Source organism: Pseudomonas sp. 10C3 (assembly GCF_036346185.1).
GTDB lineage: Bacteria > Pseudomonadota > Gammaproteobacteria > Pseudomonadales > Pseudomonadaceae > Aquipseudomonas.
In genome coordinates, this window is record NZ_JASJVE010000007.1 from 71637 (window position 1) to 96945 (window position 25309).

The 25309-nt window shown below is 56.5% G+C and carries 18 protein-coding genes and 1 tRNA gene; 10 read left to right on the forward strand and 9 right to left on the reverse strand.

The features are described from left to right. The first annotated feature begins 112 nt into the window (after window positions 1–112). From lon to QN399_RS08430, 4 genes are all read left to right on the forward strand, one after another. On the forward strand, window positions 113–2509 hold the full coding sequence (gene lon, locus QN399_RS08415) for an endopeptidase La (protein ID WP_322217203.1): 2397 nt from the start codon (window positions 113–115) through the stop codon (window positions 2507–2509). Between the two features lie 139 nt (window positions 2510–2648). After that, on the forward strand, window positions 2649–2921 hold the full coding sequence (locus tag QN399_RS08420; RefSeq protein WP_002552737.1) for an HU family DNA-binding protein: 273 nt from the start codon (window positions 2649–2651) through the stop codon (window positions 2919–2921). Between the two features lie 53 nt (window positions 2922–2974). Next, window positions 2975–3051, forward strand: a tRNA-Asp gene (locus tag QN399_RS08425). Between the two features lie 97 nt (window positions 3052–3148). Beyond that, a complete protein-coding gene (locus QN399_RS08430) occupies window positions 3149–5020 on the forward strand; it encodes a SurA N-terminal domain-containing protein (protein ID WP_330200812.1) in 1872 nt (623 codons plus the stop codon). A 164-nt stretch (window positions 5021–5184) separates the two neighbouring features. Here QN399_RS08430 and fabI read toward each other — a convergent pair whose 3' ends face one another. The 8 genes from fabI to gloB all read right to left on the reverse strand — a co-directional run bounded on the left by fabI (window position 5185) and on the right by gloB (window position 15839). Further along, complete coding sequence (fabI, locus tag QN399_RS08435) at window positions 5185–5979, reverse strand: enoyl-ACP reductase FabI (protein ID WP_219061472.1); 795 nt, start codon at window positions 5977–5979, stop codon at window positions 5185–5187. Window positions 5980–5997: 18 nt separating this feature from the next. After that, on the reverse strand, window positions 5998–7608 hold the full coding sequence (locus QN399_RS08440; RefSeq protein ID WP_322178277.1) for an ABC transporter ATP-binding protein: 1611 nt from the start codon (window positions 7606–7608) through the stop codon (window positions 5998–6000). A 1-nt stretch (window position 7609) separates the two neighbouring features. Next, window positions 7610–8629 carry an ABC transporter permease gene (locus QN399_RS08445; protein ID WP_322178278.1) on the reverse strand — a complete coding sequence of 340 codons (1020 nt, stop codon included), beginning with the start codon at window positions 8627–8629 and terminating at the stop codon, window positions 7610–7612. 1 nt (window position 8630) lies between these two features. Continuing rightward, window positions 8631–9704 (reverse strand): microcin C ABC transporter permease YejB, encoded by a 1074-nt coding sequence (locus tag QN399_RS08450; RefSeq protein ID WP_322178279.1) that lies wholly within the window; start codon window positions 9702–9704, stop codon window positions 8631–8633. Between the two features lies 1 nt (window position 9705). Next, window positions 9706–11559, reverse strand: a complete 1854-nt coding sequence (locus QN399_RS08455; protein WP_330200813.1) for an extracellular solute-binding protein — start codon at window positions 11557–11559, stop codon at window positions 9706–9708. Continuing rightward, on the reverse strand, window positions 11556–13382 hold the full coding sequence (locus QN399_RS08460) for an extracellular solute-binding protein (protein ID WP_330200814.1): 1827 nt from the start codon (window positions 13380–13382) through the stop codon (window positions 11556–11558). The genes QN399_RS08455 and QN399_RS08460 overlap by 4 nt, the downstream gene beginning before the upstream one ends. Window positions 13383–13520: 138 nt before the next feature. Continuing rightward, window positions 13521–14960, reverse strand: coding sequence for a LysM peptidoglycan-binding domain-containing protein (locus QN399_RS08465; protein WP_330200815.1), 1440 nt, complete (start codon window positions 14958–14960; stop codon window positions 13521–13523). 99 nt (window positions 14961–15059) lie between these two features. Beyond that, on the reverse strand, window positions 15060–15839 hold the full coding sequence (gene gloB / locus QN399_RS08470; RefSeq protein ID WP_323565848.1) for a hydroxyacylglutathione hydrolase: 780 nt from the start codon (window positions 15837–15839) through the stop codon (window positions 15060–15062). An 82-nt stretch (window positions 15840–15921) separates the two neighbouring features. Between gloB and QN399_RS08475 the strand changes: the two genes are divergently transcribed. The 4 genes from QN399_RS08475 (at window position 15922) to QN399_RS08490 (ending at window position 18553) form a co-directional block, all read left to right on the forward strand. After that, the gene (locus QN399_RS08475) at window positions 15922–16680 is read left to right on the forward strand and encodes a methyltransferase domain-containing protein (protein ID WP_322178284.1); all 759 of its coding nucleotides are present in this window, start codon (window positions 15922–15924) and stop codon (window positions 16678–16680) included. A gap of 86 nt (window positions 16681–16766) precedes the next feature. Next, window positions 16767–17219 carry a ribonuclease HI gene (gene rnhA, locus QN399_RS08480; RefSeq protein WP_330200855.1) on the forward strand — a complete coding sequence of 151 codons (453 nt, stop codon included), beginning with the start codon at window positions 16767–16769 and terminating at the stop codon, window positions 17217–17219. Continuing rightward, on the forward strand, window positions 17212–17970 hold the full coding sequence (dnaQ, locus tag QN399_RS08485; RefSeq protein ID WP_219061463.1) for a DNA polymerase III subunit epsilon: 759 nt from the start codon (window positions 17212–17214) through the stop codon (window positions 17968–17970). Before rnhA ends, dnaQ begins: the two co-directional genes overlap by 8 nt. A 28-nt stretch (window positions 17971–17998) precedes the next feature. After that, window positions 17999–18553, forward strand: coding sequence for a GNAT family N-acetyltransferase (locus QN399_RS08490; RefSeq protein ID WP_330200816.1), 555 nt, complete (start codon window positions 17999–18001; stop codon window positions 18551–18553). 201 nt (window positions 18554–18754) lie between these two features. Here QN399_RS08490 and QN399_RS08495 read toward each other — a convergent pair whose 3' ends face one another. Beyond that, entirely contained in the window at window positions 18755–18967 is a 213-nt protein-coding gene (locus QN399_RS08495; protein ID WP_219061461.1) for a hypothetical protein, read from the reverse strand. 316 nt (window positions 18968–19283) lie between these two features. Here QN399_RS08495 and QN399_RS08500 point away from each other — a divergent pair, with 316 nt between their 5' ends. Both QN399_RS08500 and QN399_RS08505 read left to right on the forward strand, forming a co-directional pair. Beyond that, a complete protein-coding gene (locus QN399_RS08500) occupies window positions 19284–19844 on the forward strand; it encodes an NAD(P)H-dependent oxidoreductase (protein ID WP_330200817.1) in 561 nt (186 codons plus the stop codon). Between the two features lie 144 nt (window positions 19845–19988). Then, window positions 19989–25256: a DUF6543 domain-containing protein gene (locus QN399_RS08505; RefSeq protein WP_330200818.1), complete on the forward strand. Its 5268-nt coding sequence runs from the start codon at window positions 19989–19991 to the stop codon at window positions 25254–25256. Window positions 25257–25309: the final 53 nt, after the last annotated feature.

Below are 25309 nucleotides of genomic sequence, written 5' to 3' on the forward strand. Positions count from 1 at the left end.
CCCCTTCTGCTTTTCCTGCGCCAGAGCTTGTTTTTTTAAGACGCTACCCCCATCTTGACCTCAAGCTAACTTCCATATGTTCCGGCCTTATGGCCGCCGTAGAGGCGAAATCATGAAGACAACCATAGAATTGCCTCTCCTGCCATTGCGCGATGTCGTGGTTTATCCGCACATGGTTATCCCGCTGTTTGTGGGGCGCGAGAAATCTATCGAAGCCCTCGAGGCCGCGATGTCTGGGGATAAGCAGATTCTGTTGCTCGCGCAAAGAAACCCTGCAGACGACGATCCAGGTGAAGAGGCTCTTTATAGCGTCGGCACCGTTGCAACCGTGTTGCAGCTGCTCAAGTTGCCTGATGGCACCGTTAAGGTGTTGGTCGAAGGCGAGCAGCGTGGCGCTGTCGAACGTTTCATTGAGGTCGATGGCCATTGCCGCGCTGAAGTGACCTTGATTGACGAGGTCGATGCCCCTGATCGCGAATCTGAAGTGTTCGTGCGCAGCTTGCTGGCCCAGTTCGAGCAGTATGTGCAGTTGGGCAAAAAAGTCCCGGCTGAAGTCTTGTCATCTCTCAATAGCATTGATGAGCCGGGCCGCCTGGTCGATACCATGGCCGCGCACATGGCGCTGAAAATCGAGCAGAAGCAGGCCATTCTCGAAATCGTCGACCTGCCTGCACGGGTAGAACACGTATTGGCTTTGCTGGATGCCGAAATTGATCTGTTGCAGGTCGAGAAGCGCATTCGCGGCCGCGTCAAAAAGCAGATGGAGCGCAGCCAGCGCGAGTACTACCTGAATGAGCAGATGAAGGCCATTCAGAAAGAGCTGGGTGACAGTGACGAAGGTCACAACGAAATCGAAGAGCTGAAAAAGCGCATTGACGCTGCCGGCTTGCCTAAGGACGCCTTGACCAAAGCGCTGGCTGAGCTGAACAAGCTCAAGCAGATGTCGCCGATGTCGGCTGAAGCGACCGTGGTGCGTACCTACATCGACTGGTTGGTGCAAGTGCCGTGGAAGGCTCAGAGCAAGGTGCGTCTGGACTTGGTTCGTGCTGAAGACATTCTTGATGCCGACCACTATGGTCTTGATGAGGTCAAGGAACGCATCCTTGAATACCTCGCTGTGCAAAAACGCGTGAAGAAAATTCGCGGTCCGGTTTTGTGCCTGGTAGGTCCGCCGGGTGTGGGTAAAACGTCTCTCGCAGAGTCGATTGCCAATGCGACTAACCGCAAGTTCGTGCGTATGGCCCTCGGTGGTGTGCGTGATGAAGCGGAAATTCGTGGTCATCGCCGGACATATATCGGTTCCATGCCGGGAAGATTGATACAAAAGATGACGAAAGTGGGCGTGCGCAACCCGCTGTTTTTGCTCGACGAAATCGACAAGATGGGCAGTGATATGCGCGGCGATCCGGCCTCTGCATTGCTGGAAGTGCTCGACCCTGAGCAGAACCACAACTTTAACGACCATTACCTGGAAGTCGATTACGACCTTTCCGACGTGATGTTCCTGTGCACCGCGAACTCGATGAACATTCCTGCGGCATTGCTGGACCGGATGGAAGTCATCCGGCTGCCTGGCTATACCGAAGACGAAAAAATCAACATCGCGATCAAATACCTGTCGCCAAAACAGATTCAGGCCAACGGCTTGAAAAAAGGCGAGGTTGAGATAGACGAGGAAGCAATTCGCGACATCGTCCGCTACTACACCCGTGAAGCGGGTGTGCGGAGTCTGGAGCGGCAAATCGCCAAGATCTGTCGCAAGGCGGTGAAGGAACACTCGCTGGAAAAACGCTTCCAGGTCCGCGTTACTGCGGAAATGCTTGAGCATTTCCTGGGTGTGCGCAAATTCAGCTACGGTTTGGCCGAGCAACAGGATCAAATCGGACAGGTGACAGGCTTGGCGTGGACGTCGGTGGGCGGCGAATTGTTGACCATCGAAGCGGCCGTGGTGCCTGGCAAAGGCCAGTTGATCAAGACCGGTTCGCTGGGTGATGTGATGGTCGAATCCATCACCGCTGCCCTGACCGTTGTGCGCAGTCGTGCGAAAAGCCTGGGAATCCCCGTGGACTTCCATGAGAAGCGTGACGTTCATATCCATATGCCAGAAGGAGCCACCCCGAAAGACGGCCCTAGCGCTGGCGTAGGTATGTGCACGGCCCTTGTTTCAGCGCTAACACAGATCCCGGTCCGTGCTGACGTGGCAATGACCGGTGAAATCACCCTGCGGGGGCAGGTTCTGGCCATCGGTGGTTTGAAGGAAAAACTGCTTGCGGCGCACCGTGGCGGAATCAAAACGGTGATCATTCCTGAAGAAAACGTACGGGACTTGAAAGAGATTCCGGACAATATCAAACGGGACCTGCAGATTAAACCGGTTAAATGGATTGACGAGGTCCTGCAAATTGCGCTGCAATACGCGCCGGAGCCCTTGCCGGATGTGGCCCCGGAGATGGTTGCGAAGGACGAAAAGCGCGAGACTGACTCTAAGGAGAGAATCAGCACGCATTAGCCTGAATGACCTTCCTTGACAGCTTTTTAGAGCCCTTGTTATAAAGCGGCTCTTAAAGTGTCTGTTCGTCATTCAGCACTCGTTTTTGTCTACACCAAAAAACTTAGAAACATACTCAATAGATATAAGGGGACTTAGAGTGAACAAGTCGGAACTGATTGATGCTATCGCTGCATCTGCTGATATCCCGAAAGCTGCTGCTGGCCGTGCGCTGGACGCAGTAATCGAATCCGTCACTGGCGCTCTGAAGGCTGGCGACTCTGTGGTATTGGTAGGGTTTGGTACTTTCTCCGTAACAGATCGTCCTGCTCGTATCGGTCGTAACCCGCAGACCGGCAAGACGCTGGAAATCGCAGCAGCTAAAAAACCAGGTTTCAAAGCCGGTAAAGCCCTGAAAGAAGCTGTTAACTAAGTTTCTTTCAAGCCTTTGCCCATCCAGGACCTGGTCATTCTTGTCCTGGCAGCGGAGCGGTAGTTCAGTCGGTTAGAATACCGGCCTGTCACGCCGGGGGTCGCGGGTTCGAGTCCCGTCCGCTCCGCCAGTTACGAGAAGGCGCATCCTCGGATGCGCCTTTCTTCTATCCGGATTCCACCCACGCTCCGCGGTTGGTTAATCTTTACAACCGTTCTGGGGGACGCATGCTGCAAAATATCAGGGACAATTCCCAAGGCTGGATTGCCAAGACGATCATTGGGGTCATCGTGGCATTGATGGCCTTGACCGGTTTTGACGCCATTTTCAGGGCCACCAGCACGAGTCAGGATGCTGCCAAGGTCAATGGTGAAGAAATCACGACAAACGAGCTGAGTCAGGCGGTCGATATGCAACGCCGTCAGCTTATTCAGCAGTTGGGCAAGGATTTCGATCCTGCGCTGCTGGATGACAAAATGTTGCACGACGCAGCCTTGAAAGGGCTGGTTGATCGCAAGTTGTTGCTGCAAGGTGCAGCCGATTCGAAATTTGCTTTCTCCGAAGCGGCTCTGGATCAGCAGATTTTGCAGACACCTGAATTTCAGGTAGACGGCAAATTCAGCGCTGACCGTTTCGATCAGGTGATTCGTCAACTGGGCTTCAGCCGTTTGCAATTCCGCCAAATGCTGACTCAGGAAATGCTCATTGGTCAGTTGCGTGCCGGTTTGGCAGGTAGCGCTTTCGTGACCGATGCTCAGGTTGATGCGTTCGCTCGTCTGGAAAAACAGACTCGCGATTTCGCCACGCTGACATTCAAAGCGGACACTGTGGCCGCGAAAGTGACCGACGATGAAGTCAAAGCGCATTACGACGAACACGCCAAAGAGTTCATGAGCCCGGAGCAGGTCGTACTCGACTACATCGAATTGAAGAAGTCTTCTTTCTTTGATCAGGTTGAAGTCAAAGACGCCGATTTGCAGGCGGCTTATCAGAAAGAAATCGGCAACCTTGCCGAGCAGCGTCGTGCTGCGCACATTCTGATCGAAGTGAATGACAAACTGAACGAAGCTCAGGCCAAAGCGAAGGTTGAAGAGATTCAACAGCGCTTGGCCAAAGGTGAGGATTTCGCGGCCCTGGCCAAGGAGTTTTCCCAGGACCCGGGTTCGTCCAGCAAAGGCGGTGACTTGGGTTACGCGGGCAAGGGTGTCTATGATCCGGCTTTCGAAAAGGCGCTGTATGACCTGAAGAAAGGTCAGGTCTCGGGTCCGGTACGCAGTGACTACGGTTGGCACTTGATCAAGTTGTTGGGCGTTGAAGCACCGTCGGTGCCGAGCTTCGCCAGCTTGAAAGACAAGCTCACCCACGAATTGAAAAGCCAGCAGGTCGAGCAGCGTTTCGTTGACGTGACCAAGCAGCTTGAAGATTCGGCGTTCGAAGCGTCCGATCTGGTGCAGCCAGCTCAAGAACTGAAACTGAAAGTGCAAACCACTGCGCCATTTGGTCGTGAGGGCGGTGAAGGCCTGACCTCCAACCGTGCAGTGATCCAGGCCGCGTTCAGCCCGGAAGTGCTTGAAGAAGGCTCTAACAGTGCTCCGCTGGAACTTGATCCGGAAACGGTTGTGGTCGTACGGATGAAGGAACACCGTCAGCCAGAGCAGCTGCCACTTGAAAGCGTTGCCAGCAGCATTCGTGCGCAGCTGCTCAAGAATCACGCCACCGAAGCGGTCAAGACCAAAGGTGCCGAGCTGGTTGCAGGTCTGCGCGATGGCAAGATCGCTCTCGCTGCGAAGCAGAACGGTCAAAGCTGGAAAGTCCTGGAAGCGGTCACCCGCAGTCAGGAAGGCATCGATCCGGTGGTTCTGCAGGCGTTGTTCCGCATGCCCAAGCCTCAAGGCAAGGACAAGCCGTCCTACACCAGCCTGACGTTGGCTGATGGCAGCTTCGTGGTGGTGCGCCTTAATGGTGTCAACGAAGCCGCAGCGCCGACAGCCGATGAGAAGGCCCAGTACCGTCGCTTCCTCGCCTCGCGTGCCGGTCAGCAGGATTTCGCTGCTTACCGCGCACAGCTGCAAAGCAAAGCGAAGATCACCCGTTACTGACGTCTGATCCCGCGACAAAAAAGAAGGCCGCTCAATGAGCGGCCTTTTTTTGTCTGAAGTTTTTTGTGCCTGAACAGACGCTTTCGCAACTCCCGTAGGGCCGAACACAAAAAGCCCGCCGTTCGTGAGAACGGCGGGCTTTTTGGGTGCCGCGCGTTGAGTTTTTACTCTTCGAGGTTGCCCATCGCGGTGGTGTTGAAGCCGCCGTCGACGTACATGATCTCGCCGCTGATGCCGGACGCGAGGTCCGAGCACAGGAACGCGCCGGCGTTGCCGACTTCATCGATGGTCACGTTGCGACGCAGCGGTGTTTGCGCTTCGTTGGCAGCGAGCATTTTGCGGAAGTTCTTGATGCCGGAGGCGGCGAGGGTGCGGATCGGGCCAGCCGATACTGCGTTCACTCGTGTGCCTTCCGGGCCAAGGCTACCGGCCAGGTAACGTACACCGGCTTCCAGGCTGGCCTTGGCCATGCCCATCACGTTGTAGTTAGGCATGGTGCGCTCTGCACCCAGGTAGGACAGGGTCAGCAGGCTGCCGTTGCGGCCTTTCATCATTTCGCGACCGGCCTTGGCCAATGCGACGAAGCTGTAGGCGCTGATGTCGTGAGCGATGCGGAAACCTTCGCGTGTTGTCGCTTGGGTGAAGTCACCGTCAAGCTGGTCGCCAGGGGCGAAGCCGACCGAGTGAACGATCACGTCCAGGCCATCCCACTTCTTGCCCAGTTCTTCGAAGACCTTGGCGATCTCTTCGTCGCTGGCCACGTCGCAAGGGAAGCACAGTTCCGGGCCTGAGCCCCAACCTGCTGCGAACTCTTCGACACGACCTTTCAGTTTGTCGTTCTGATACGTGAAGGCCAGCTCTGCGCCCTCGCGATGCATGGCGGCAGCGATGCCGGATGCGATGGACAGTTTGCTAGCGACACCGACGATCAGGACGCGCTTACCGGCGAGAAAACCCATGTGTTGTTCCTCTTCAGGTTAATCGACAGCTACCGGTGCCAAAAAGGCGGCTTCCAGCAGCTGCTGTGTATAGGTATGTTGCGGTGCGGCAAAAATGCTGCGCGCCGCACCCTGTTCAACGACTTTCCCCTGCTTGACCACCATAAGCTGGTGGCTAAGCGCTTTGACTACCGCCAGGTCATGGCTGATAAACAAATAGGTCAGGTTGTACTTTTTTTGCAGTGAGCGCAGTAGCTCCACCACTTGGCGCTGAACGGTCCGGTCGAGCGCCGAGGTGGGCTCGTCCAGCACAATCAGCGCCGGTTTTAACACTAATGCCCGGGCAATGGCGATTCTCTGCCGTTGCCCGCCGGAAAATTCGTGAGGGTAGCGGTACCGGGTTTCCGGGTCCAGGCCTACCTCCTTGAGCGCTTCGATGATGGCGAGCTCCTGTTCAGCCTCTGTGCCCATGCCATGGATACGCAGGCCCTCACCCACAATTTCGCCTACGCACATGCGCGGGCTCAGGCTGCCGAAAGGGTCCTGAAACACCACCTGCATTTGCCGACGCAGCGGACGAATCTCCTTTTGCGTCAGGCAGTCTAGCGTTTTGCCTTGAAACCGTATGGCGCCCTTGCTACCTATTAGCCGAAGAATCGCCAGACCCAGCGTCGATTTGCCCGAGCCGCTTTCACCGACAATCCCCAAGGTATGCCCTTGGGGCAGGCTGAAGGTGATGCCATCGACTGCTTTGACATGATCGACGGTTTTTTTGAACAGGCCTTTCTTGATCGGAAACCACACCCGCAAGTCATCGACTTCGAGCAGCGGCGCGCCAGCAACGTTGTCCACCGGGCCGCCACTGGGCTCGGCACCCAGCAATTCTTGTGTGTACGGATGCTGAGGTGAACGGAACAGCTCCTCACATGACGCTTGTTCGACGATGCGACCGTGCTGCATGACACATACCCGATGCGCAATTCTCCGGACCAGGTTCAGATCGTGGCTGATCAGGAGCAGCGCCATGCCCAGTCGGGCCTGCAATTCGGTGAGCAATTTGAGAATTTTCAGCTGTACCGTCACGTCGAGTGCGGTGGTCGGTTCGTCGGCGATCAGCAGCTCAGGCTCGTTGGCCAGGGCCATGGCGATCATCACGCGCTGTCGCTGGCCGCCTGAGAGCTCGTGTGGCAGAGCTTTGAGTCGTTTCTCGGGCTCGGTTATACCCACCAGCTCAAGCAGCTCCAGTGTGCGCAGGGTGGCCTCCTTGCCCTGCAAGCCTTTATGCAGACCGAGGACTTCATTGATTTGCTTCTCAATGGACTGCAGCGGGTTAAGTGAGGTCATCGGCTCCTGGAAAACCATGGCGATCCGGTTGCCACGGATCGCGCGCAACCTTTTTTCGCTCAGCGTCAGCAGGTCGTGCCCGGCGTAGTAGATGGTCCCGCTGGGATGGCGCGCCAGCGGGTAGGGCAGCAGGCGCAGAAACGAGTGCGCGATGACTGATTTGCCAGAACCGCTTTCGCCGACCAGCGCCAGGGTTTCGCCCCGGCGGATATCGAAGCTGATGCCTTCGACCACGCGATGGACCTGCTCGCCGGTAACGAACTCGACGGCGAGATCGCGGACTTCGATCAAATTGTCCTTGTTCATCTCATTTCCTTGGGTCGAAAGCGTCGCGGGCGGATTCGCCAATGAACACGAGAAGGCTGAGCATCAGGGCCAGCACGGCAAAGGCGCTGATCCCAAGCCAAGGGGCCTGGAGGTTGGATTTGCCTTGGGCCACCAATTCACCCAGCGACGGGGAGCCTGCTGGCAAGCCGAAACCGAGGAAGTCCAGGGCGGTCAGGGTGCCGATAGCGCCCGTGAGAATGAACGGCATGAAGGTCATGGTCGAGACCATGGCGTTGGGCAGGATGTGGCGGTACATGATCGCCCCGTTTTGCATGCCCAGGGCCCGTGCGGCGCGCACATATTCCAGGTTGCGCCCCCGCAAGAACTCGGCGCGTACCACGTCCACCAGGCTCATCCATGAAAACAGCAGCATGATGCCCAGCAGCCACCAGAAATTAGGCTGGACGAAGCTGGCCAGAATGATCAGCAGGTACAACACCGGCAGCCCGGACCAGACTTCCAGGAAACGTTGCCCCAGCAGATCCACCCAACCACCATAAAAACCCTGCAGGGCGCCCGCGATGACGCCAATGATCGAACTGAGTACGGTCAAGGTCAGTGCAAACAGCACGGAAATGCGGAAGCCATAGATGACCCGTGCCAACACATCGCGGCCCTGATCGTCGGTGCCGAAGTAGTTCTCCCGCGACGGCGGGCCAGGGGCCGGGACTTTCAGGTCGTAATTGATGCTCTGGTAGCTGTAGGGGATCGGTGCCCACAGGGTCCAGCCGTCCTTCGCTGCCAGCAGTTCCTTGATGTAGGGGCTTTTGTAATTGGCTTCCAGCGGAAATTCGCCGCCGAAGACCGTTTCGGGATAGCGCTTGAATACCGGGAAATACCACTCGCCGTCATAGTGCACGGCCAGCGGCTTGTCGTTGGCGATCAGTTCGGCGCCCAGGCTCAGGCCGAACAGAACCAGGAACAACCACAGTGACCACCATCCGCGCTTGTTGGCCTTGAAGCGCTCGAAGCGTCGGCGATTGAGAGGGGAGAGGGTCATGTCAATTCTCCCTGCTTTCGAAGTCGATACGTGGATCGACCAGCGTATACGTGATGTCACCGATCAATTTCACCACCAGCCCGAGCAGGGTAAAAAGAAACAAAGTACCGAAGACCACCGGATAGTCGCGGTTGATGGCCGCCTCGAAACTCATCAAGCCCAAGCCGTCGAGGGAGAAGATCACTTCCACCAGCAGCGAGCCGGTGAAGAAGATGCTGATAAAGGCCGAAGGGAACCCCGCGATCACCAACAGCATGGCGTTACGAAACACATGGCCGTACAGCACACGATGCTGGCTCAGGCCCTTGGCTTTGGCGGTGATGACGTACTGCTTGCCGATCTCGTCGAGAAAGCTGTTTTTGGTCAGCAGGGTCATGGTCGCGAAGTTGCCGATCACCAGTGCGGTGACGGGCAACGTCAGGTGCCAGAAGTAATCGAACACTTTACCGCCCCAGCTCAGCTCGGAGAAGTTGTTCGAGGTCAGGCCGCGCAAGGGGAACCAGTCGAAATAGCTACCGCCAGCGAACACCACGATCAGCAGGATGGCAAACAGAAAGGCCGGAATGGCGTACCCGACGATGATCGCCGAGCTGGTCCAGACATCGAAGTGGCTACCGTGACGTGTCGCCTTGGCAATCCCCAGCGGGATCGATACCAGGTACATGATTAAGGTGCTCCACAGTCCAAGGGAAATGGACACCGGCATCTTCTCGATAATCAGATCGATCACTTTGGCATCGCGGAAAAAACTGTCGCCAAAATCCAGCGTGGCGTAGTTCTTGATCATGATCCACAGGCGTTCGGGTGCTGACTTGTCGAAGCCATACAGGTGCTCGATTTCCTTCACCAGTGCTGGATCAAGCCCTTGCGCACCGCGATAACTGGAGCCTGCCACCGACACCTCTGCGCCACCGCCCGCAATGCGACTGGTTGCGCCATCGAAGCCCTCGATCTTGGCGATCATCTGCTCCACCGGACCGCCGGGCGCTGCCTGGATGATCACGAAATTGATCAGCAAAATGCCGAACAACGTCGGAATGATCAGCAGCAAACGCCGAAAAATATAAGCCAGCATCTTATTGCTCCACGCTCGCCGGCTCGGCTTGCTCAGGGGGTTGTGCAGGGTTGGCCGGTTTGGCGTCGGGTTTTATCCACCAGGTCGAGGTAGCGACGTCGAACAGCGGTGTCACCTTGGGATGACCGATATGGTCCCAGTACGCCACACGCCAGGTTTTGATGTGCCAGTTGGGGATCACGTAGTAGCCCCAAAGCAGCACACGGTCCAGCGCACGGGCGTGGGTGATCAGGCTTTGCCGCGAGTCGGCATCGATCAGTCCGTCGACCAGGCTATCGATGGCCGGGTCTTTGAGGCCGATGAAATTGCGGCTGCCCGGCTTCTCCGCGCTGGAGGAGTGCCAATACTCGCGTTGTTCGTTGCCCGGTGAACTGGATTGCGGAAAGCCGCTGACAATCAGGTCGAAGTCACGCGAACGCAGGCGGTTTACGTATTGCGAGACATCGACCCGACGCAGCACCAGATCGATGCCGAGGTCGCTGAGGTTGCGCTTGAAGGGCAGCAGGATGCGTTCGAATTCGGTCTGCGCCAACAAGAACTCGAGGGTCACTGGCTTGCCTTGGGTGTCGACCATCTTGTCGCCTACGATCCTCCAACCGGCCTCTTGCAGCAGTTGAAAGGCTTTACGCTGTTGTGGGCGAATCATGCCGCTGGCATCGGTGACCGGCAGCTTGAACTCGTCAGTGAACACCCGGTCAGGAATGGTGCCGCGCAACGGCTCGAGTACGGCCAGTTCGTCTTTACTCGGCAAGCCGCTGGAGGCCATGTCCGAATTATCGAAGTAGCTTTTGGTCCGGGTGTAGGCGCCATTGAACAGTTGCTTGTTGGTCCACTGGAAATCCAGCAACAGGTTCAATGCTTCACGCACCCGCACGTCTTGAAATATCGGACGCCGCAGGTTGAAGACAAAGCCCTGCATGCCGGTAGGGTTGCCGTTGGGGATTTCTTCCTTGATCAACCGACCGGCGTTGACGGCAGGCGTGTTGTAAGCCGTGGCCCAGTTCTTGGCGCTGGTTTCGAGCCAATAATCGAATTGCCCGGCTTTGAGTGCTTCAAGGGCAACGGTATTGTCTCGATAGTAATCGATGGACAGGGTGTCGAAGTTGTAAAAACCACGGTTAACCGGCAGGTCTTTGCCCCAGTAGTCCTTGACCCGTTCGTAACGGATCGAGCGCCCGGCTTTGACTTCGGCCACCTTGTACGGGCCGCTACCTAACGGGATTTCCAGATTGCCTTTGGCGAAGTCGCGATTTTCCCACCAGTGCTTGGGCAGGACCGGCAGTTGGCCGAGGATCAGTGGCAACTCGCGGTTGTTGCTGCTTTTGAACTTGAACAGCACGCGCAGAGGGTCTTCGGCGATGACCTGATCAACGTCTGCATAGTAGCCGCGATACATCGGGGCACCGTTCTTGATCAGGGTCTGGAAGCTGAATACCACGTCTTCGGCACGGATGGGGTGACCATCGTGGAAGTGGGCTTCGGGGCGCAAATAGAAGCGCACCCAGCTATTGTCCGGCGCTTTTTCGATTTTGCCGGCAATCAGGCCGTATTCGGTAAAGGGCTCATCCAGACTATGGCGGGTCAGGGTGTCGTAAATCATGCCGATGTCGTCAGCTGGCACGCCTTTATTGATAAAGGGGTTGAGGCTGTCGAAACTGCCAAAGCCGGCCTGACGAAAGCTGCCGCCCTTGGGGGCGTCCTGATTGACGTAATCGAAATGTTTGAAATTGGCGGGGTATTTCGGCGCCTCGTTGTACAGGGTCACTGCGTGTTCGGGGGCGGCCAGGGCTATGCAGGCCACGCCCATCAGCAACATGCCGCTGGCCCGCATCAGCAGGGAGCGCATAGCAATCATTGGGTTTTCTCCGAAGGCTTGAGCCACCACGCACGCAAACCCAGAGTGTAGGTTGGGGTGGTGACCTGGGCGAACCGGTTGCGGTACGCCAGGCGATGATAATCGAGGTACCAGTTTGGGATGCAGTACTGCTGCCAAAGCAACACCCGGTCCAAGGCACGGGCTGCGGCGATTTGTTCGTCGCGTGATTGTGCCGCCAGCAATTGATCGAGCAGGCTGTCGACCACCGGGCTGGATACGCCTGCGTAATTCTTGCTGCCTTTGATTCCAGCCTGACTGGAGTGAAAGTACTGCCATTGCTCAAGACCGGGGCTGAGGCTCTGGTTCAAGGTCATCAAGATCATATCGAAATCGAACTGGTCCAGGCGCTGCTTGTATTGGGCGCGATCTACCGTCCGTAAGCGAGCGTCGATCCCGAGGCGAGAGAGGTCCTCAATGTAAGGCTGCAGAATCCGCTCAAGGTTGGGATTGACCAGCAATATTTCGAAGCGCAAGGGCTGCCCGTTGCGATTGAGTAACCGCTGATCCGACAACTTCCAGCCCGCTTCGGCAAACAGCCCGAGCGCTTTGCGCAGGGTTTCCCGGGGAATATCACCCCCCTCGGTTTTAGACACACTAAACGGCTGGGTGAACAGGTTCGGCGGCAACTGATCACGCCAGGGCGACAGCATCAGCCACTCGTGACCTGACGGCAGGCCGGTGGCTGAGAACTCGCTGTTAGGGTAGTAGCTCGCCGAGCGGGTGTAGGCGTCACTGAATAGCGCGCGATTGGTCCACTCGAAATTAAACATCAGCCCCAGCGCTTCGCGCACCTTGACGTCCGAGAAGGTGCCGCGCCGGGAGTTCATGAACAGCCCTTGGGTCTGGGTTGGAATCTTGTGCGGGATCTGCGCTTTGATCACGTCGCCACGGGCGATCGCCGGAAAGTTGTATCCGTTGGACCAGTTTTTGGCCTGATGCTCGATGTAGATGTCGAACTCACCAGCCTTGAATGCTTCGAATGCCACATCGCTGTCGCGGTAGAACTCCACGTTGACCCGATCGAAGTTGTACTTGCCACGGTTCACCGCCAGATCTTTGCCCCACCAGTCCTTGACCCGCTCAAACACCAGTTGCCGTCCGGGTTGCACCTTGGTAATCCGGTAAGGACCACTGCCCACGGGTGGTTCGAAGGTGGTGGCTTTGAAATCGCGATCTTTCCAGTAGTGCTGCGGCAATACCGGCAGTTCGCCGAGACGCAGGATGAGCAAGGGGTTGCCGGCACGCTTGAAGACGAAGCGGATGCGATGGCGACCAAGAATGTCGACCCGCTGCACTTCCTGCAGGGCAGTGCGGTATTGCGGATGACCTTCCTTGAGCAGTAACCGATAGGAGAACGCCACGTCATACGCGGTGATTGGTTTGCCATCATGGAAACGCGCCTGCGGGCGCAGGTTGAAGACCACCCAACTGCGGTCTTCGCTGTATTCGACGGTTTGCGCGATCAGGCCGTAGCTGGAGGTCGGCTCATCACCGGACGGGTCGTACTGACCGGTGCCGATCATCAACGGTTCGTTGAGCTCGTTGACCCCGTATTGCAGAAAATTTGGCGTCGAAATCGGACTGCTGCCCTTGAACGTGTAAGGGTTGAGCGTATCGAAAGTGCCAAATGCCATCATCCGCAAGGTACCGCCTTTCGGCGCCTCGGGATTGACCCAGTCGAAATGGGTAAAGCTGGCTGGGTACTTGAGCACACCGAACTGCGCGTAACCATGGCTTTCGCTGATGGTTGCGCCTGCGGAAAAGCTCAAGACCAAGGTGAATAACAGGAGGAGGCGTATCAAGTCAGAGATTCGATCCAGGAGGCTTGGGCTTCTTGGTCGGTACAGTAACAGCTTGTATCCGTTGGAAAAAGGCCACCTCCAGGGTGGCCCTTTGCTGTGTATCCCGTCTGGTTATTCAGGGGTGCAAGCCAGTGGATCTCAAGGGGCCTGATACACGGTCAGGGTCTGGCCTGGTTTGAGGGCATGGCCGCTACGTGGGTTCAAGCGTTGGAGATGCTCCATCTCGACGTTGAAACGTTTGGCCACCATGTACATCGAATCGCCTTTGCGTATCGTGTACTGGGTCGACTTCTTGTCGCTGCTTTTGCTTTTGCCTTTGCTTTTGCCTTTACCCTTGGGGCTGATCATGTCCTGCATGACCAGGGTCTGCCCGACTTTCAGGTTTCGCCCGGACAGTTGGTTCCAGTGCTGCAGGTCTTTGACCTCAACTTTGTTGGCTTTGGCGATGGCTACCAGGTTATCGCCCTTTTTCACCCTGTAGTTGCGGCTTCGCGTGGGTTTGTCGCGGCTGGCCAGCGTGTCGCCAGTGCGCACGCGGTATTGTTGCCAGCCCGCCAGTTTCTGAGGTTTCATGTTCGACAGGCTGGCGGTCAGCAACTGTGCCTTGGCGGTTGGCACCAGCAAATGCTGTGGACCGTCGACGGTCATGCGTTTCTTGAACGCCGGGTTAAGCTGGAAAAGCTCGTCTTCGTCGATATCCGCCATGGCGGCGACCTTTGACAGGTCCATGCGCTGGTTGAGTTCAACGACTTGGAAGTAGGGCTGGTTGGCAATCGGATTGAGGTTGACGCCGTAGGCTTCCGGTGCGAGCACCACTTGGGACAGTGCGAGGAACTTGGGCACGTAATCCTGAGTTTCCTGCGGCAGTGGCAGGTTCCAGTAATCAGTGGGCAGGCCAAGTTTCTGGTTGCGTTCGATGGCCCGGCTGACGGTACCTTCGCCAGCGTTATAGGCAGCAAGCGCCAAAAGCCAGTCACCGTTGAACATATCGTGCAGGCGTGTCAGGTAGTCCAGGGCGGCGATGGTCGAGGCGGTAATGTCGCGGCGGCCGTCGTAAAAGCTGGTCTGACGAAGGTTGAAGTAACGCCCGGTCGATGGAATGAACTGCCACAGGCCTACCGCGTCGCTGCGTGAATAGGCCAGGGGGTTGTAGGCGCTTTCGATTACCGGAAGCAAGGCCAGTTCCAGCGGCATGTTGCGTTCTTCGAGGCGCTCTACGATGTAATGCATGTAGAGGCTGCCGCGTTCGCCAGCGTTTTCCAGAAAGGATGGATTGTTGGCGAACCATAGACGTTGTTGATCGATACGTGGGTTCTGACCGTTGCCTTCTTGCAACTGGAAGCCCTGACGCATCCGCTCCCAGACATCCTGAGGTACTAGTGGGGTCGGTTTGTCACTGAGAAAAATCGGTTTTTGCTTGATGCCGGCGGCGAGATTCGGCGCGTGATGGGTACTGACAGAGTCGATTTGGCTGGTGGTCTGACAGCCGGCCAGCGTAGCGCTCAGGGCCACGGCGATAGCCTGGACCAGTCGGGTCAATGCGTCTGAATTGATGACTTTGCGTATGGATGACGACATTGGCTGGGGGGTAGTTCCAGGCGAAAATGTCGGGCGATTCTAGGAACCAGCCAGCCAACGGTCAACCTTTCAGAATTTCTATGCTGATCAAGACGGTGCTTAGAACTTATCTTTCCAAGCACGCAAGCTAGCAAAAATAGCACTTGGCGACTGATTGTCCGTGCCAGTCCGTTCGTCTGCTTTTTCTTTAACGGATCTTTCATGGGTCCGAATGAATGGGTTAGTGCGTCGTTCCAGCGCTAAATTTGAAGGTAGGCTGATCCGGTTTTCGCTGCGCCATTGGCTCACTTGGGCGAAGCGTTCGGCGATGTCGCAATTACCCGGTTCTACCGCTTGGGCGAAGCGCAGATTGCTCAGGGTGTACTCATGTGTGCAATACACCAGTGTGCTGTCCGGCAGCGCCGCCAGACGGCTCAATGACTGATGCATTTGCTCGGGTGTGCCTTCAAACAGTCGGCCACAACCTGCCGCGAACAGCGTGTCGCCGCAAAACAGTAACGGCGTGGTCGGGTCGTCGTGGTAGAACGCGATATGGCCCAGGGTATGACCGGGCACAGCGTACACAGCAAAGGTCAGGCCGAGTACGCTGATCGGGTCGTTGTCGTTAAGCGCGACATCTCGCGCCGGGATGTTTTCGGCCGCAGGACCCAGTACCCGGGCACCAGTGGCTTTTTTCAGTTGCTCGACGCCGCCCACATGATCGAAATGGTGGTGGGTGACCAGAATGTCGCTGAGCTGCCAACCCGGATGCTGTTCCAGCCAGGCCAGAACCGGTGCAGCATCGCCAGGATCGACCACCGCGCAGCACCGGCTGGCAGTGTTTTGTAACAACCAAATGTAGTTGTCAGTGAAAGCGGGCAGGGCATCAATCTGTATCATGGCGCAGTTCGCTAAGCGGGAAACAATGGTGCATCTTAGGGTCTATAGAGGTTCTACGCGAGTGCCCTCATGGAGAACAGAAATGACTGATAAAGCTTTCGCCCAGGCTGATTCTGAATGGCTTGCGCTGATCAGCTCAGCCCGTGAGTGGTTGTCCGGACCGGTAGGGCAACTGCTGCTGGAGGAGGAGCGGCGGGTGCTCGAAGATGAGCTGGGCCGTTTTTTTGGCGGCTACCTGGTGCATTACGGCCCTTCTGCCGAAGCGCCGCCAGCGGCTAAACAGGTCCAGCGTAACGTACGTCTGGGTGCACCTTTGCCCGGCGTGGAAATCGTCTGTGAAGAACAGGCCTGGCCCCTGAGCGAGCACGCCGCCGACGTTGTGGTCATGCAGCATGGTCTGGATTTCTGTCTGTCGCCTCACGGTTTGCTGCGTGAAGCGGCCAGCAGTGTGCGTCCCGGTGGACATCTTTTGATTATCGGGATCAACCCGTGGAGCGCCTGGGGGCTGCGGCATGTTTTCGCTCATGATGCCCTGCGCAAGGCCCGCTGCATTTCGCCGTCGCGGGTGGTGGACTGGTTGAACCTGCTGGGCTTTGCGCTGGAGAAACGACGCTTCGGGTGCTATCGTCCGCCGCTTGCTTCAGCGGCCTGGCAAGCACGACTGGCCGGGCTGGAACGCCTCGGCGACGGTTGGCAAAGTCCCGGCGGCGGCTTCTACTTACTGGTTGCACGCAAGATCGTGGTCGGTCTGCGTCCTGTGCGTCAGGTGCGGCGTGAGACCATGGGCAAACTGCTGCCATTGCCGATGGCCAAGGTCAATCGGCGCAATCCGCAGCCGTAAAGCGTTACGCAAGACAAGCCGGTTGATGGTTTGTCGATGAAAGTTCGGTGGAAAGCTCGATGGAAGGTTTGATGGAAACGGTTGTAGTGAGCGAAAGCGTTGAAATATTCACCGACGGCGCCTGTAAAGGTAATCCTGGCCCTGGCGGTTGGGGCGCCTTGTTGGTATGCAAGGGAATCGAAAAAGAGCTGTGGGGTGGCGAGGCCAATACCACCAACAATCGGATGGAGCTGACCGCGGCCATTCGTGGTCTTGAAGAACTCAAACGGCACTGCAACGTACTGGTTGTTACCGACTCCGAATATGTCATGAAGGGCATGAAGGAGTGGCTGGTCAACTGGAAGAAACGCGGCTGGAAAACCGCGGCCAAACAACCGGTGAAAAATGCCGACTTGTGGCAGTTGCTCGATGAGCAAGTCAATCGCCATACCGTGACCTGGAAGTGGGTACGTGGGCACACCGGCCATGACGGCAACGAGCGCGCCGATCAGTTGGCCAACCGCGGTGTAGACGAAGTGAGAGGCATCAAACATGCGTAGTGTCGTACTCGATACCGAAACCACCGGTATGCCCGTTACCGATGGCCACCGGGTCATCGAGATCGGTTGCGTGGAGTTGATCGGCCGCCGCCTGACCGGGCGGCATTTCCACGTGTACCTGCAACCGGATCGCGAGAGTGATGAGGGCGCCATTGGGGTCCACGGCATCACCAACGAGTTTCTGGTGGGCAAGCCGCGCTTCAATGAGGTCTCGGAAGAGTTTTTCGAGTTCATCAAGGGCGCGCAGCTGATCATCCACAACGCAGCGTTCGACGTCGGCTTCATTAACAACGAATTCGCCCTGATGGGGCAGCGTGACAAGGCTGATATTACTCAGCATTGCACCATCCTCGACACCTTGGCGATGGCCCGGGAGCGTCATCCTGGCCAGCGCAACAGCCTTGATGCACTGTGTAAGCGTTACGGTGTCGACAACTCCGGCCGTGAATTGCACGGTGCTTTACTCGATGCCGAGATTCTTGCCGACGTTTATCTGACCATGACCGGCGGGCAGACCAGTCTGTCTCTGGCAGGCAATGCGACCGATGGCAACGGCTCGGGAGAAGGATCGGGCAACACGGCCAGTGAAATTCGCCGCTTGCCAGCGGATCGGCAACCGGCGCGGGTGATCCGGGCCAGCGACAGCGAAATGGCTGAGCACGACGTGCGCATGGCGGCAATCGCGAAATCTGCCGGTGCGCCAGCGTTGTGGGTGCAGTTGCAAGAGGCTCAAGCGCAAACTCCCCAGTAAACTCATTTTCAGATAGCGCAGTGGTGTCATGACTCAGGAAAACCCGGCACTGTCCATTCGAGTCGCGGATGAGTGCTTCGAGGATTACATCCTCAACAGCGAGTTCACCTTCACCGTCAGCGGCTATGCGTTGGCGCAGGTTGGTCAGCGTGTCGACTCCTGGGAAATCGACCCCGTCGAGCCTTATCGCAAGAATTACGGGATCGATTCCCAAGAGTTTTGCCATTATCGGGACGCTGCTGGCAGCACGGTACTGGTGGCCTGGCTAGGCGAGCGGGCAGTGGGCCATGTGGTGCTCAGCACTCACTGGAATGGCTTTGCCCATGTGGACGAGCTGGCTGTGGACGCTTCGGCGCGTCGCCAGGGGGTGGCGAGGTCACTGCTGGATGTTGCGCAGTTCTGGAGCCGCAAGCACCACCTGCCGGGCCTGATGCTTGAAACTCAAAACAATAATCTGGCAGCCTGCAAGCTCTACGAGCGTTGCGGTTTTGTGATGGGTGGCATCGATCACATGCTGTATCGGGCTATCGACCCTGAAACACGGGAAGCCGCGATTTTCTGGTACTTGGTGTTTGAAGACTAACGCCAGAAGTTACTGAACGTTATTCTTGGGGCGTGCGGGGAGGGGGTAGCGATTTGGATTTACAGAAAGCGCAAGCGCGGCAATTTAATTATGTCCAAAAACGGACCTGAATCGCCGCTTGCGGCCACGTCAGTGCGGGGCGTTAAAACGGCGCACAGGTAACCTGACGATTCAGCACAGTTAACGATGCACGCTCCCGGATCAGGGAGTGCGGGTCATTTTTACGCCGGACTGAAGCAACTCGAAGTCATCTCCGCCCAAATGATTGACTCGATCGCCAATGGCCAGACGGTAGGTCGAAACAGGCTCCGTGCCGCTGGCCGCATCGGGCTGTGATTCCTGGAATTCATGCACCGAGTAGACGCGGCCTTCCGCATCTCTTGCATGAAAATGTCGGACGAGAACTGAAGCCATTTGCTTTGTAACCTCTGGAGATAACCGCTCATTTGCGCCGACATGCTAACACCACGCGCTGACAATCGATGCCCGCTTGTAAGGTAAGTCTGAACGAATTGATTCAGCTGCTACACCTATATTTGTCAGACCGCTGTTTTGCAGGCTAGTTTTCCAGTGCTGAAAAAATAGTCTGAGCCGTTGGTACTGCGGGTAGCAAGTGGCTGTGCGTGGCGTTTTCAACAGTTCAATCGTAATGGTCGGACCCGAAAACCAGACTAAATAGGTGACTTCATCTATAACTTACACCTCCATTAATCAGTGAGCGGAAATCTTCATGAGCCAGGTCTATACGATCGCTGTTGTTGTTGGCAGTCTGAGAAAGGACTCAATCAACCGTAAGGTCGCGCGCGCGTTGGTGGCGTTGGCACCCAGCAGCCTGAAGCTGAATATCGTCGAAATTGGCGATTTGCCCCTCTATAACGAAGATATCGATAGTGACTCTCCTCCGGCCGCTTACACGGCCTTTCGCCAGCAAATCAGCGCAGCCGATGGCGTGCTGTTCGTCACCCCGGAATATAACCGTTCGGTACCGGGTGTCCTGAAAAACGCCGTCGACGTGGGTTCGCGTCCGTATGGCAAAAGTGCCTGGGACGGCAAGCCAGGCGCAGTAGTCAGTGCCTCGCCGGGTGCCATTGGCGGTTTTGGCGCCAACCATCATTTGCGTCAATCGCTGGTTTTTCTTAACGTACCGTGCATGCAGCAGCCGGAAGCCTACCTGGGCAACGCGGGGACTTTTTTCGATGCCGCCGGTACGGTGTCCGAGCAAACCAAGCCCTTCCTGCAAACGTTCATGAACGCGTTTGCGGCCTGGGTTGAGCAGCATAAGAAGGTTTAACGCCTAAAGGCGGTGCGTCAGCGCCTGCCTTGCATTATGTAACGCAGGGCAGGCGAGGTAATTCGGTAAGTTTCTCTTTCACGTTCAACCACCGTCGCGGAATTCGTTCGGCGGGGTGGTTTTCAGCGCAAAAGGAAACTTGCCATGACATCCCCCTCCCGCCCGTACTTCCATACCGAATCGCTCAAAGAAAGATTTTCCCGCGACGTGACGGACGCCGTCCTCGCCGAACGTATAGACGAGGACGAAGCGCGCTGGTTGCGAACGCTGGTGGGTCCCTCTGCTCTGGACGGGACGGTGATACCACCGCGGCTGGACCGCGTGATCAAAACCGGTGGTCTGCCCACTGACGTTGAACTGGCTGCGGCCGTGTTAATCAGCTACCCATCGAGCGACACCACCGTTTACCTGAGTACCCTGCTGTATGGCCTGGAGCGATTCGATGATAGGGAACAACTGCTGGTCAAATTGCTAAAGCGTTTCGGATCGCAAACAAGTGACGTGCCGGCGTTCGAAAATCAATTGATCGATGAGCCGTTGTTTGAGTTTCGGATGCTCAAGATCATCGATCACCAAGTACAAGAACTCGTTGAGCTGGCCCAGCATTTTGAGCAAACACCCTCATTGCAATCGGTACTGAAATACGGCTTGGAAGGGCAGATCAAGACCGCAATACCCGAGACGTCAATCGATCCTTCGACGCACATTCTGCAGATCATCCAGTCAACAACGCGGTCGTCGATGAAAGACGTCACGGCCGTCCAGTCGCTCGTGGATGCGGCACTGGACGAGTACATCGACCGGGAATTGCCGCAAGGCGCTGAGCACCGCTTTCTGGGGCCGTCGGGTACGACCCTTGACTCACTGGAGGCGCAACCTCAACGACAAGCACTGTCTGATACGGTCAAGGAACTGAAAACGTCTTTTGATAATCGACTGGGTCATTTTTGGTGGTCTCCGGTAGGTCATAGCCAGACGCGTCGTGAATACGTTGCCGCTGCGTTGTCCGAATGCTTCCGACAGGCGCTGCTGGCACGCAGGCACGATGCTAAGCTCGACGCTCATGAGTTTCGACGAGTCAGCTCACTGTTAGATCCGTCTCTTGAGCAATGGGGCGATGGTGGTCAGGTTCGCCTCAGGAAGCTCACACTGTCTCTTGATCATCGAGATCCGTCGGAGCTGGCGGGCGTATTTCTGGTGGAGTGGATTGTGCCGTCGCTGTCGGAACTGCTGCTTTACTCAGTGGGAAAGGGACTGCGTTCGTTTCGAAATCGAAGGGAATTGAGCGATCACTTCTCCACAGGCGAAGGACGCACAGAACTCCTTCACTACCTGTCGCTGGATGATCACGCTCGGGTGCGCACGGCGGCCAGGTTGCAGTTGGCGTTTGAAAACATCGACCGGCCCTTGTTTCTGGATCGAGTCGACTCGGTCATCGCCTTGCAGAACCGCAATCTGGCTTTCGTTATCGATCAGCCTCGCAGAGACCGCGATCTGGCAGCCGTCATGATTGACGATGCGTTGGATATTCGTCATCTGATTGACCATCGCCTGTCGCGGCTGGGTGGCGGTGGTCGATGGCGTGATGTACCGGGCACGTTCGGTGAAGCATGGCGCCTGACACCTTCGATCCCACTGGCACTCCCACCTGCCAAGGCCGTGGCGGCCACGCTCAGTCCATCCTGGCTAGAGCGGATGCAGACGCTTGATGATGCATCCCGGCTTATCTGGAAAGCGCACCCGGGTATCGAATCCTGCGCCCGCGATGTGCTGAACAGGCAGTTGGCCATCCTGTGTGATGGCCGTCTGGATGCGAAGGATGTTCACGTGCAGCTCATTGAGGCATTGCCTGTCGAGGTGCTGAGAAACACGGCAGAAGCCCGAGCTGGCGCAGTCAGTCCGACAATGCCCCCAGTCGATCTGATCACCCTGCTGCTCGACCGGGTGAGCGGTCATCGAGTAGTCGATGTGCACGTCGACAATCAGATTATCCTTGCTCCGGCAACGATTGCGCAGACAGACCCCAGCACACTGCTGACGCCTGCGTTGGTCAATCATCTGCTGAAATACGCGCATGCCCAGTTTTCCGCAGCGCTGGCACGTCAGACCAGGCGGTTCCACACGCATGCTCTGCGTCAGGTCAACTCCCGATTGGACCCTCGGGCGTTGTCGTGCGAGATAACGGCAGCACTGCTTCGCCTGGAGCTGAACCTGAAGGGACGTCTGGACGACCTCGATCAGCCAGCGCAGGTCATGCTTGAGCAAGTACTGGATTACCCTGTGCGTAGTCTGCGCCGGGTATTTGGCGACGCTATCGTCGAAGTCTGCGCCCTGTCGTGCACCTATGACGAGAAGCGCCCATCGGTGCAGATGACCAACCTTTTCATGCTGCATCAACCCTCACTCGCCCCCACGGGTGTAGTGCTCTGGTCTTCATTGTTGGGTGTACGACGATTCGACTCACTTGTTGGTCTCAAGCGGTTATTGATTGCGAAGCTGGCGAACACTCATCACCGCGAGCAATGGTTGGATCTTTTTCCCGAGCCTGAAAAGTGCATGATCCGCAAACACCTGGAGCAACCCGATGGCAATCTATTGTCTATCGATACTATTCCGCTGAATGAGCATTTCATTGAGCAGTTGCAACGGGTCGAGCAGGACCGGCAATGCAAGGCTGTCGAGCACGCGGTTCAACTCGCAACGGACTGCCGTCTAGAGACGAAACTGTTCAGCAACCTCGTGACCGCTGCCCAGGCCAATGACCAGATGGATGCAGCACTGGATGCGATGTCAGGGGCCATTCAGAGTGCCCTGTTCGAAGCGCAAATGCCGGCCTGGTTAAAAAAAGCCTCGATTGACGACTTGCAGAGCTATGCCGACGTACTCAAGCGTTACTTTCGGGTCGGTGATCCGATCAATGATTTTCTATTCGGCATTCCGTATCTAAAGGCGTACGCCCGCGAAAAAATACTCGACCAGCTGGGTATCGACTTCCCCGGCCAGTCATTTGACCCGGACACCTTGCGAATAACCCTTACGCGATACGTTGGAGCCCCGGTGGGCACGGGACAGACGCCTTCTTTTTTGCCCGCAGTGACCGATGTCAACACCGAAACATTGACCGAATACTCGCTTAATCATTTTTCGACGATCCAGGGGGCGAGCCTGGCGGTGAGTTCTGCTGAAGAGAGCCTGGCTACCGTTCTGTTGACGCCCGCCTACCTGAGTGAGTTGATCCACACGTTGGATGTGGGAGCACATTATCAAAAACTGCTGACGCAAAAGCTGGACAGCAGTCATTCAGACTACAGCCTTCGCAGACGTTTATTTTTCAAGCAGTTGCCAGCGCTGATGATCGAAACTGCTGTTCAGAAAAAGCTTGAAGGGCAGCTCAGTGCCAGCGCCTACGATTACATCGAGGGCCTCATGGAGATGCCCGATAGTCTTGCCCGGCAAACTGTACATGAAGAGGACATTATCCTGTGTCCGCTTCGACTGATCGCGCAGGCGGGCGCCATGGCGGACAGTGTGCCCGGCTTTTACGTCATAGGCCCAAAGGACCCATCTCAGGGGCCGGTGATCCTTTATTCGATTTTTAACCAGAATTTTTGCTTCAAGGAGTACGCCGACAACGCCAGCCTGCTGCAGGACATACGTACATCAAGCAGCCTGCAAACTCAGCTCATGCAGCGTGTCACGCCCGACGTGCAAACGCGTTATGGCCATCACAGCTTCCTTCTGCCTCCGGTGTGGAGTACCGAGTTCTATACGGATTTCCCAATGTTTTCATTGGGGCCTATCACCCTGGACAGCGAACCTGTTGAGGGCAATGTTTTGCAGTATCTGTTCCGTGATGCCGTTAGCGTATTCAAGGAAATAGCGAAAACGCAGACAGTCACTACTGCCCAGGCTGATTGGGAGTCGCTCACGTACCTGATGACGCTTCAGGCCGAGCAAGTCCTTATTTTTCTGCCCGGCGATCTCGGCCTGATGGCTGCTGGCTGGCAAGGGCTATCGTTGTTTCACTCATCAGCCACCTCGGCCGCCAGTCGACACTGGGGCGAGGCAGTGTCGGAGTTTACCGCTGCTTTGGCCATTTTTGTGTCGGCCAAACATTCAGCCTTGAAGGCGCTGGAGGTCGACGATTCAGCCTCTGAGGTGCTGAGTGACCTTGACGCGCCGCTGGGATTCTCTTGGCGAAATGCCCAATTGCCCCCAGACGTAAAAGTCCGTTTGCAGGCGTTCGAAGTGTCCGATATCGCATTGAGCGATTTGATGAAAGATGAGCTGTACAACCTTTACCAGGCGCCCTTGACGCTGAAAAAGTATGCGGCTGTCGCTGGCAAGGTCTATCAGGTACAGATGCAGGATGAGGGGGCCTGGCACATTGTCAGTGGTGACAATGTCGGGCCGAACCTGAAACTCAATGACCATCAGCAATGGGAACTCAATGTGCGTTGGGGGTTGAGGGGGGGAGGCGGGCTTCTTACTCGGCCTAAATCTCCTGATGCTTTAACCCTGAGTGAGATCGACGCAGCGGTCAATCATGAGTTCGACGTTCTGGCCAGTGGAATGCCTGCGATACGTCTGGGGTATCGAGACCACGCGCGCAGGATTGGTCGCGCCCATCTGCAAACCAAACGCTATATCGAGACCTGCCTGGAAAATCTGAACGTGCGAACGCCCGCTGCACCGCTCAATGCACAGGTCAACACAATCATTGGTGAGTTCTTCGGTGTACAGACGCCGAGTGCCGGACTTGTCGATGCAATCAAAAAGTCGACAACGGGCTTGTTCAACGCCGTGATGGATGCCTCGTTGGCACCTTATTCTTCACCCCGTTTTGTCTTGGGGGTGAATCGGGCAGGGTACGAAACCACTGTCGCGTTCACGCTAAAAGCTGATCCACTCCAGCGTATCTACCTGAGCGAGCAGTTTTTTGAAGCGTCGAAATATCACCTCAAGCCTTCAGCCGTTGGCAGCGCGGGTTTCAATCTGAGGTCCCACTATCGAGCGGCTGCACTCATCCACGAACTGTCTCACCTGAGCAATGACACGCACGACATCGCTTACCTGGAGGCCACGGCCCCTTTCCTCGATTTGTTGGCCATCGATACGCCGGACCAGATTCGGATCAAATCCGATCTGGAGGAGTTGCATCACCGCTATCTTTCGCATCGGACCCCCATCAGTCAGCTGTTCAAGCACTTTAAAAATGGCCAGTGGCAAGACATCAATGATGAAGGGGAGGGTAAGCAATTCGTTCTGAACATCACCGGACAGACAACCCTGGCAGACGCTCGCCCGGTTTTTCTGGCCGATGCTGAAAAACGCAGCGAAATCATCCTGGGAAATGCTGACTCTTTGGGCCTTCTCGTCACGTTGTTGGGGCGCCAACGCTTCGCCGCTTGACTCGCTTGTCGGGTGCATCAAGGCTGCATTGAAAATGAGCCGCTTTAAAAAGC